This window comes from Curtobacterium sp. ME12 (assembly GCF_903970855.1).
GTDB lineage: Bacteria > Actinomycetota > Actinomycetes > Actinomycetales > Microbacteriaceae > Curtobacterium > Curtobacterium poinsettiae_A.
In genome coordinates, this window is the sequence record NZ_CAJCKD010000064.1 from 1 (window position 1) to 7,103 (window position 7,103).

7 protein-coding genes are annotated in these 7,103 nt (G+C 66.6%); 2 read left to right on the forward strand and 5 right to left on the reverse strand.

The annotated features are described in order from the left end of the window. Nucleotides 1–244 (reverse strand): hypothetical protein (locus H7A73_RS17990; protein WP_220456646.1); only part of this gene is annotated, 244 nt, incomplete at its 3' end. Nucleotides 245–315: 71 nt separating this feature from the next. Then, nucleotides 316–789: a MarR family winged helix-turn-helix transcriptional regulator gene (locus H7A73_RS17710; protein WP_182067206.1), complete on the reverse strand. Its 474-nt coding sequence runs from the start codon at nucleotides 787–789 to the stop codon at nucleotides 316–318. 116 nt (nucleotides 790–905) lie between these two features. Between H7A73_RS17710 and H7A73_RS17715 the strand changes: the two genes are divergently transcribed. Both H7A73_RS17715 and H7A73_RS17720 read left to right on the forward strand, forming a co-directional pair. Beyond that, nucleotides 906–1,508 carry a hypothetical protein gene (locus H7A73_RS17715; protein ID WP_182067207.1) on the forward strand — a complete coding sequence of 201 codons (603 nt, stop codon included), beginning with the start codon at nucleotides 906–908 and terminating at the stop codon, nucleotides 1,506–1,508. Between the two features lie 23 nt (nucleotides 1,509–1,531). Further along, the gene (locus tag H7A73_RS17720) at nucleotides 1,532–2,518 is read left to right on the forward strand and encodes a signal peptidase I (protein WP_182067208.1); all 987 of its coding nucleotides are present in this window, start codon (nucleotides 1,532–1,534) and stop codon (nucleotides 2,516–2,518) included. A 616-nt stretch (nucleotides 2,519–3,134) separates the two neighbouring features. Here the strand turns inward: H7A73_RS17720 and H7A73_RS17725 are convergent. The 3 genes from H7A73_RS17725 to H7A73_RS17735 all read right to left on the reverse strand — a co-directional run. Next, nucleotides 3,135–5,060, reverse strand: a complete 1,926-nt coding sequence (locus H7A73_RS17725) for an IPT/TIG domain-containing protein (RefSeq protein ID WP_182067209.1) — start codon at nucleotides 5,058–5,060, stop codon at nucleotides 3,135–3,137. Between the two features lie 272 nt (nucleotides 5,061–5,332). Further along, a complete protein-coding gene (locus H7A73_RS17730) occupies nucleotides 5,333–5,686 on the reverse strand; it encodes a helix-turn-helix domain-containing protein (RefSeq protein WP_182067210.1) in 354 nt (117 codons plus the stop codon). Between the two features lie 1,099 nt (nucleotides 5,687–6,785). Then, nucleotides 6,786–7,103, reverse strand: a 318-nt coding sequence (locus H7A73_RS17735) for a TetR family transcriptional regulator C-terminal domain-containing protein (protein WP_182067211.1), incomplete at its 5' end; no start/stop codon positions are given.

Genomic DNA, 7,103 nt, shown 5'->3' on the forward strand with positions numbered 1-7,103 from the left:
CGCCGAGGACGAGGGCGCCGGTCGTGGCGAGGGTGATGGAGGTCTTGAGGCTCTTACGCATCGTGATCAGTCCTTTGCTGTTGTCGCGCTCGGCGCGGCTGCTGTGTGCGCGCCGAACACACCCTGGAGCAGGGTGGAGAACCAGCGATGTGCGGCTGGTGAGCGCTCCGGGTGTTTCCCGGTCGTTGCAGGTGATTCGGCACCACCCAGCAAAGGGTTTGGTATTGCAGTCGTCCTCCGACACGACGCACCCAAACCAGGGTGCCGGTCTCCGGATGGCGCCGGACAGGAGGTGACGGTGCGACCTGCAGCTGTCTACTGCGGGTCTTCCGTCGCGATGTCCGCAAAGGCGACAGCGATCTTGCCGGAGAAGTCGATGAAGGTCTCCATGCTCTCTCCCGGCAGTGAGCGCTGCAGCGCCTCCCGGTACGCCGAGCGCAGGGCTCCCACGATCGCGAACCCGTCAGCGGACAGCTCGATCCGGACGCTGCGCCGATCGCTGGGATTACGGACCCGATCGAGGAAGCCCCGTCTCGTCAGCCGATCCAGAAGTGCGGTGACGGCACCGGTTCCCATCTCGAGGTAGCTGCCGAGCTCTTTCGGGGTGCGGTCCTCGTCCAGCGCGCCCAAGAACTTCAACGCCCGCAGGTCCACCGGGTTCAGATCGTGCGCGACCGCCAGGTGCTGAATCAGGTGCGCGTGCTCCACCTGCGCTGCGTAGAACGCCGCGACGGCGTCATCGAGGAGGCGGTCGTCATCGCGGGGCGTCCCGGACGGAGCAGCAGACATACCCAGACTCTAGACGAGAATCGTTTGGCACAAAAATTGACATGATCAGATTTTGAGGCGTATGGTTCGGATGGCTCGAAAATCGAGTCAGTTACCTTCTCGTTGAACGGAACCTCATGCGTCGCCCGAACCGCACCATTGCCCGCATCGCCACCCTTGCCGTCATCCCGGCTGCTCTTGTCGCTGGCGGTATCGCCGTGTCGACGGCGTCGTACTCGGCGTTCTCGGCGACGTCGTCGGATGACGCCAACAACTGGTCCATGGGCTCGGTCGCGCTCAGCAACGACGCCTCGAACGGTGCACTGTTCTCCGCCGCCAACCTCAAGCCCGGATCGACGGGTACGAACTGCATCGCGGTCACCTCGAGCGGCTCCCTCCCGAGTGCCGTGAAGCTGTATGCGACGAACGTGCAGCAGACGAAGGCACTCGCCTCCTACGTGACCCTGCAGGTCAAGCAGGGCAGCGGGGGTGGCTACGGCACCTGCAACGGCTTCACCGCAGCGTCCGGGGCGGACGGCACCCTCTACAACGACTCCCTCGCCACCTTCGCCTCCACCCGGACCAACTACGCCAACGGACTCGGCACGTGGAAGCCGGCCGGTGACAAGGCGGAGGCGAAGACCTTCCAGATCACGTACACCGTCTCCCCGGACGCGCCGGCGTCGCTGATGGGAGCCACCGCGAGCCTCGGGTTCACCTGGGAAGCGCAGAACTCCTAATCCCTCGTCAGGAGGAACCGACGATGCGATCGTCGTCCTGGATCCGGTTCACGGTGGTGCTCACCGCACGCGGCATCCTCGCCGCCCTGCTCGGGCTGTTGTTCTGGGCGATTGCGCCGATGCTGCTCGGTTGGCACAGCACCACCGTGATGACCGGCTCCATGGAACCCTCCCTGCACGTCGGCGACGTCGTCGTCAGCAAGACGGTCACCCCGCACGAACTCCGCACCGGCCAGGTGCTCCTCTTCGCCGACCCCGACCACGTCGGCACGCTGCGGATGCACCGCTTCGACACCCTGAACGACGACGGCACCCTCACGACGAAGGGCGACGCGAACCCTGCCGCCGACTCCACCCCCATCACCCGCTCCGCCGTCCTCGGCGTCGGATACCTCCGCGTGCCACTGATCGGCACACCGGTCCGCTGGGCAACCGACGGTAACGCCGGCGCACTCACCGCCCTCGGCGCAGCCCTCCTAGCGGTGACCGCTCTCGCCGTCATCCCCGCCGTCACCGACGGGCGCACACCCAGCGGACCCGCCGCCGGACGTGCGCGGCATCGCGCGGCACCACGACGACCACGGACGACGGCTGCCGTCGCGTTCGCGGTCGCCGGCACGATCGGCGCGCTCCTGCTGCCCGCTCCGGCCGCTGCAGCAACGTTCGCCGCGACCACCGCCGCACCCACGAGCACCCTCACGGCAGCAACGGCAACACCCGTCACCGCACTGACGTGCACGTCGAACGGCGATGGGTCTGTCACCATCGGGTGGACCTACACCGGCACCGCTCCTGAGCGTTTCACCACCCTCGTCGACGGGCAAGCGACCGCGACAACTCCCGCCGGAACACGCTCCACCACGCTGAGCTCCTGGGATCTGTTCACCTGGCGCACCTCAACGGTCAGCATCCGCACCGACCTCACCACCACCTGGACCACCACATCCGACAGCACCGTCCGGATCGTCACCGTCCGGTTCCTCGGCTTCGGCCGCACCAGCTGCGCCTAACGCGGCACACCGCGGCCAAGAACTTCTCCCCGCCAGCATCCGCATGCGCCCAAGCGTGCGGATCGGGAAGGGAGGAGCAGCGGGCAGGCGAACGGCGTCGCATTCGGGTTGCGCTCCGATCGCCTGCCCCGGGTCGCAGAACGCACTGCCGACAACACCTCGGCACCCGCGTCGTAATGTCGTTCCTGCTACTCCGCAGTCCCTCGCTGCGGTTGCCCAACATTCCCTGTTCATGGGTTGGCATCGTCATGACCATGTGGGTCGAACCCAACGGCGTCGTAGCGCGCGGGCGGGTGTCCTCGACCCGAACCAATGACATGCGCACGCGCACCAAATCGCCTTGGCCTTGCGAGCCAGAGGGGGAGACCAGCTCCGTATTGCGTCAGCAGAGGATCGGCAATACTGCACGCGGTGTCTCTGCGAACCGTCGGCGTGTTCGAGGTGCATTCCTTCTGCCATCGCAGCGACCCGATTTTGCCTTCTTGCCGAACCGTGGCGCCTCCCGTTTATGCAAGGGGCACAGCCCGTTCAATGCTGGGTCCGTGCCAACCGGTGAGGGCCGGTCCGCACTTGCTATGCGGACCGGCCCTGTTGCCCATCGACGGAGCTGACGGAGTTACGCGGATCGGCGGCGGAAACGACGCCCGGTCAGCGCTGCTGCCGTACCGAGCAGGAGCAGCGCGATGGCGGCAGCCAGCGGCGCTCGAGGATCGGCGCCCGTGTACGCGAGTGTGCCATCCGAGCCTGCCCCGAGCACCGGGGTGCCGCCCACGCCGCCGGAGGCGGCATCGCCAGCATCTACGTACTGGAAGGACGCGTCGGCGTTGCTGCCGCCAGCTGTGGCGACAGTGATGGGGGTTGCTCCGACATCACACGGGGGAGTCGAGAACGTCGCCCGCGTACCACCGTCGGACACCGTGACATCGGCAGGCGCGATCGTCACGCCGCAGAGCGTTACCGTCGTGCCGCCAGGAACGAAACCGTCACCGTTCACCGTCACGACCGTCCCTCCGGCGACGGATCCCGTTCCCGGGGTGACCCCGGTGGTGGTGGGTGCTGGCACGTACGTGTACAGGTCCCGTGCGGCGGTTGACTCGTTCGCATCCGTGACGACCACATCGGCAGCTCCTGCGGCGCCGGCGGGCGTGCTCACGGAAACTCGTGTGTTGGTCGGGGTGCCCACGATCGTTGCCGGGTTGCCTCCGATTGTGACCTCGGTGACGTCGGCGAGCCCGGTCCCGGTGATGACGACGGTCTGCCCACCGGATGTCGGACCGGATGCGGGAGACACACCGGTGACCGTCGCCGCAGCAGCGGCCGGTGCGACGTAGCGGTACTGCGCCGGGGCAGTAAGCGAGGTGTCACCGGGGAATCCGACGGTGACGTCGACGAGGCCGGTTCCCGCTGGCGCGGATACGACGATGCGGGTGCCGTCGTCGGAGATTGAGCGGATGACAGCGGGCGTTCCGCCGAACCGGACTTCATCCGCGGCTTGCAGGCCGGTGCCGGTGATTGTCACCGTGTTCCCGCCCGCTACCGGACCTCGGGCGGGAGCGAGACGCGTCACGGCAGGGGCGACGTAAGTGTAGGGCAGGGTGTCTGACGATCCGCCGTTAGCGACGACCACGGTCGTTGGGCCGGCAGTGCCGGCTGGGGTCACCGCGGTGAGGGATTCGCCGTCTGCGGCGACGGTGACTCCGGTTGCGGGGACACCACCGAAGGTGACCGTCGTGTCGTCGCCGAACCCGCTGCCGGTGATTATGACCGTCTGCCCGCCGGTAGTCGGTCCGCTGCCGGGGGTGATGTCGGTGACCTGGACAGCGGGCGCAACGGTCGGGGTCTCGCATGCGGCCTCTGCGAGGACGATGGTCGCGACGGTGTCGTCAGTGAGGGTGACGTCTCCGGCAGTCCCGTTCAGGGTGACGGTCGCGAGCACTGAAGTGGTGGCTGCGGTCGTGGCCGTTGTGGTGATGCTTCGGATGAGGTTCACCGTGAGGGTGACGTCGGCGAGGTCACCGGTCAGGGCGGTGGAAGCTGTGAGGGTCGGGGTGTCGGCGTTGAGCGTCACGGCCTGGCCGAGCAACGTGAGTCCGGTGAGGGTGGCATCGCCGGTGGGGGTGCCACCGACAGGACACGTGGCAGTCGCCGTCACAGCGGCAGCGCTCAGCACGTTGCTGCCAAACAGTGCAGCAGAGGCACCCGTGATGTCGGAGGACGCTGTCGAGCGGGCGGTGTTACTGCTAACGGAGGTGGACACGACATCCGCACCGATGTCCGCGACGTCGGCATTCACGAGCGTTGTTGCGTCGCCGTCGAAACCGTCGGCACCGTTCCCGGCGACGGCCACATCGCCCGCGGCGGCATTCACGGTGAGTCCGAGCAGGTCACCCAGTGCTGGCACGTCGACGGCGGCGCTGATGCCGGTCGCTGATGCGTCCCCTGGGGCGGCAGATGCAGGGCCTGCAATGAGGATGGACCCCCCTAAAACAGTCCCGGCGGCCAAAGCCATCGCCGTGGCGTGCATTCTCATGCGTCGTTGCATGGTCACTCCTTCCAGTGAAGTAAGACTCAATTCCTGACGGTAAGCGTGTGTCGTGCGTGCAACCCTCCCCCAATTGGGGGCCTAGACATCGCCGGGTGAAGCTACAAACGCTTTGCCGTGCGGAGATGGCGCTCGGACGGCGACTGGTTACCGCGCTGATTGTCCGTTGAGCGACGCGCATTCGCTTGCGTCTCCCGGATAACACGGCCCTGTAGATCGACGAGATTTCTCGAGTTGTAGCAGGAGGTCCGTCATCGTTCCGGGCCTGGGGTTCAGTACTCGCCATCAGCTGCGGCAGCCACGGTTTCTGCGGGCGAGTGACCGTGCCGCTCTATGTAGGCATCGGTGAAGCGCCTGAGATGGACGAAACCCCAGTCCCGCGCGGCCACGGACGGATCGACGTCTCCGGCTTGTATTACCCGGTGGACGGCGTCGAGGCGATGGTGACGGACAAACTGCACCGGGGTGACTCGAAGGTGCACATGGAGGAAGCGGTGCAACTCGTGACCGTCGAGATGGGCAGCGGCAGCGAGGGCTGCGGTATCAATGCGGCCAACAGGCTCAGCGTTGATGCGTGCCCGCAACACCTGGAGGACATCCAAGACATCCGGAGTGGGATCGGTCATCGTGGGGCCTCTGTGCGCTGCTGAATTGGTGCCGGAACTGGCCACCTCGAACGCTAGGACGACCACGGAAAATGGGGTAGCCGTTGACAACCCCTCCCATCAGGAGTACTGCGGGCCCAACCGTCCGCTCTGGTTTTGACGCCGAGTCCGGCGCCCGTTCGGATCCCTTCGAGTCAGAGCTGGAGGCGACCCACCACGTACTCAAGCCTTCCGTCCGAACGCTTACAGTCCTACGATCCCTGTAACCCGGTTTGAGCGAGCTCCTGGGTCAGGGCGCACGCCGTGCGTGTTCCCGAGTGGGCGATGCCGGCAACGTTTCAGGGAGGCGGCATCGCCCACTTAACTGGAGTGTGAGGCGTGTGCCGCCGACCCAAGACGTCGGTAACTACGTGACGTCGTTCAGGCCTGGAAGCGGGGCCGACCTTGCGGCGTACAGTGGTTGCTGCTGCCCCGCGTTCCCGTAGTAGCGGGTGCCCGATTCCCTGTTTTCCGGGCTGACATCGTCGCGACCCTGTGGGTCGAACCCGACGGCGTTGTAGCGCGCGGGCGGTTGCTCTCGGACCCGAACCATCAGCAACCGCTCGCGCACCTCCTACCTACCCTCGACTGTGTTGAGCGTCGCTCAGCGGAATAGGGATTTGCGGTCAATGGATGATGAGGGCTGCAACAACGAGTGTGCCGGCACCGACTGCGAGGGCTGCGACTCCGACCCATTCCCACCAGGCCATTCGCCGGATCCCTCGGGGCGGGCGTTGCCGACGCGCTCGACGCCGACGTTGCCTGCGAGAGGATGTCGGCGCCATGGCTGCACGGTACGCCGACCCGTTTTAGGTGCACGTTCGTGATGGCGGTGGGGTGGTTCCTGCTGTCAGCGGGGCGTGGTTCCGACCTGATCGGCGCAGCCACGCCTCGCGCTCCAATGGGCTGCAGCACCGCGTTCATTAGGCGCTAGACGCATGCATCGGGTCGCCGTTACCGTCGTAGGCACGTCTGGTCTGAGCGTGCTCCTGGGCGTGCTGGGGCACCGCCCGCTGCACTGGCGTTGTAAGTCGGTGTGGTGCCGCGGCAGGAGGCGGCATCACCCCGGGCCTCGGTGCGGTTAGGTGCGGGGTGCGATGGGGATGTCCCAGTAGGTGGGTTGTTCGTACTGCTCACTCCAGCCGCGCCGCATTCGGGTTGCTGCTCGGTCGAACTCGTCGACGACGTCGGTGTCTGCGGTGAGGAGTGATTGGAGGCGGAGGCCGTCGTAGAGGGCGAGGAGCTGTTTTGCGCCGCGCACCGGGTCCATCGTGGCTGGTTCCCGGCCGTCGCGGACATCTGCGGTGAGGCCGGCGCGGATGGTTTCCCGGAACCGCCGGTACGCGGACCGGTAGTAGTCCGCCCCATCAACGCTCGTGTCGGCGGAGGAGGCGAGGCT

Coding starts and splice junctions, on each gene's coding strand:
- H7A73_RS17720 (WP_182067208.1), top strand. CDS start 1,532: ATGCGATCGTCGTCCTGGATCCGGTTCACGGTGGTGCTCACCGCACGC.
- H7A73_RS17715 (WP_182067207.1), top strand. CDS start 906: ATGCGTCGCCCGAACCGCACCATTGCCCGCATCGCCACCCTTGCCGTC.
- H7A73_RS17710 (WP_182067206.1), bottom strand. CDS start 789: ATGTCTGCTGCTCCGTCCGGGACGCCCCGCGATGACGACCGCCTCCTC.
- H7A73_RS17730 (WP_182067210.1), bottom strand. CDS start 5,686: ATGACCGATCCCACTCCGGATGTCTTGGATGTCCTCCAGGTGTTGCGG.
- H7A73_RS17725 (WP_182067209.1), bottom strand. CDS start 5,060: ATGCAACGACGCATGAGAATGCACGCCACGGCGATGGCTTTGGCCGCC.